General features: G+C 31.6%; 3 protein-coding genes. All 3 read right to left on the reverse strand.

Features of this window, described 5'->3' with window-relative positions:
• Window positions 1–367: beta-class carbonic anhydrase (locus V7014_RS26160; protein ID WP_335511892.1), on the reverse strand; the 367-nt coding region annotated here is incomplete at its 3' end.
• Window positions 368–442: 75 nt separating this feature from the next.
• Complete coding sequence (locus V7014_RS26165) at window positions 443–1,243, reverse strand: hypothetical protein (RefSeq protein WP_335511894.1); 801 nt, start codon at window positions 1,241–1,243, stop codon at window positions 443–445.
• Window positions 1,244–1,361: 118 nt separating this feature from the next.
• On the reverse strand, window positions 1,362–1,682 hold the full coding sequence (locus tag V7014_RS26170) for a DUF4870 domain-containing protein (protein ID WP_335511897.1): 321 nt from the start codon (window positions 1,680–1,682) through the stop codon (window positions 1,362–1,364).
• Between the last annotated feature and the right edge of the window lie 134 nt (window positions 1,683–1,816).

Below are 1,816 nucleotides of genomic sequence, written 5' to 3' on the forward strand. Positions count from 1 at the left end.
ATATTTCAGGTGATACATTTCGCTTTTTCATCTTTTCAACCATGCTGTCTACAGATACAGCTGACATACCACAATCATGATGACCGATTACATATACTTCGTCTGCATTCAATTCATAAATTGCTACCAATATACTACGCATTACACTTCCAAATGGATGTGAAACGACAGCACCTGCTGTTTTAATGATTTTTACATCACCATTGCGAATATTCATCGCTTTAGGAAGTAGTTCTACTAAACGAGTATCCATACAGCTTATAATTACCATTCGTTTATCTGGAAATTTATCTGTTGAGAATGCTTCAAATTCCTTGTTTTCTACAAAATCTTTATTAAATGCTAAAATCTCTTCTAAACCCTTCATAGTAACCCCACTTTACTTTTTTTAAGATTATATCAAAGAATTTTTTCGATTACTCATCATACGCTTAAAATAATGCTAATTTTTACAATGACTTAATAATCGAGCACATAAGCCATAAATACATAATCGATCTTCTTTTGTAGTCAAATTCGTAAAAGTGAGGATTGGTGTATTAAGTTTAAACCTCTCTGCCCACTCTAAAGGCATCCATCCCTTTTGGTAAGAAACTAACATCTTTCCTTCTTCAGAAGGTATAATGAAGGATTGCAAAAATCCGCTTATATCAACAGTCATTCGAATAGATCCATCATCATCCCGAACTGTGCCTTTATAACGTACTAACGATTGCTTCCAATCTTCCTGATAATTGCCAACTTGGTTACCTTTTTCATCATAGAAACTCATATCGTTTGAAAACCAACCATTTACTTCAAAAGTCGCTAATATATTCCCTTTAGAATCGGTTAATACATATGAGTTAGGCATCAATGCTAATATACTATTTGGAATGATCCAATTATACCAGGATGTATTCGAATCATTAATTTCTCCAAGAAGCTTTCCTTTCTCATTAAATAACAAAACTCTCAGTGTAGGAGCAGGCATAAACGCCAGCAAAACATCCCTTTCTTCTAAAGGTGTTGTACAGCTCGCCGAAATTTCACCAGGTATACTTTGATATCTTTTCTTATAAATAAGAAAACATACAAAATAAACACAACTTATAAACATAAACGGAATAGTTGTACCCCATATTCCATGCTTGTCTAAAATCGTTAAATTGACTGTAAACAAGATGATACTTAGTGCAACAGTAAATAAAGAAATATTCAAATAAATAGTTGCGGTTGTATGATAGCATTGCTTTATATTCATTTGACCACCTAATTAATAAAAATAAAGAAACTGACCGATCAGAAACACTACGAACCATTAGATGTAGTATTTCCCTTCAGTCAGCTTCTTTTATACGAAAAATATTATATTTTATACATCATAAAATTCTAAAGATAAACGGAAAGCGATATTCTTTACCTTCATAAGCTTTGACAGCTCCAATAATCGTGAATATAAATGCTGCTATACCAACAATCGGCGCGATAATTAAGCCAATTAATATGAAGGTAAGTATAAATGAAACAAGCCCATACACACAATAAGATATGAAAAAGTTAAAATATTCGCGACCATGATAGTCGATAAATGAAGATTTATCCTTTTGCAATAACCATATAATAAGAGGTCCGATAAATGCAGTAAAAAAACTAATAACGTAAATCATTGTTGCTAACAATCTGTCATCACGAGATGCCATATTAAAAAACTCCTTTTTTCACCATCATTAAATGGAAGTCTAATTCTATTATAGTATACGGAAGAAAGGACTATACGTTTCATTTTTCGATAAAATTATCAAGATAAATCCTTCTTATAATAAATGTTTTATAT

It is taken from the genome of Bacillus sp. JJ722 (genome assembly GCF_036963345.1).
Taxonomy (GTDB): Bacteria; Bacillota; Bacilli; order Bacillales; family DSM-1321; genus Bacillus_AD.

Bases quoted from the DNA above. Each gene is read 5' to 3' on its own strand.
- V7014_RS26165 (WP_335511894.1), bottom strand. From the start codon at position 1,243: ATGAATATAAAGCAATGCTATCATACAACCGCAACTATTTATTTGAAT.
- V7014_RS26170 (WP_335511897.1), bottom strand. From the start codon at position 1,682: ATGGCATCTCGTGATGACAGATTGTTAGCAACAATGATTTACGTTATT.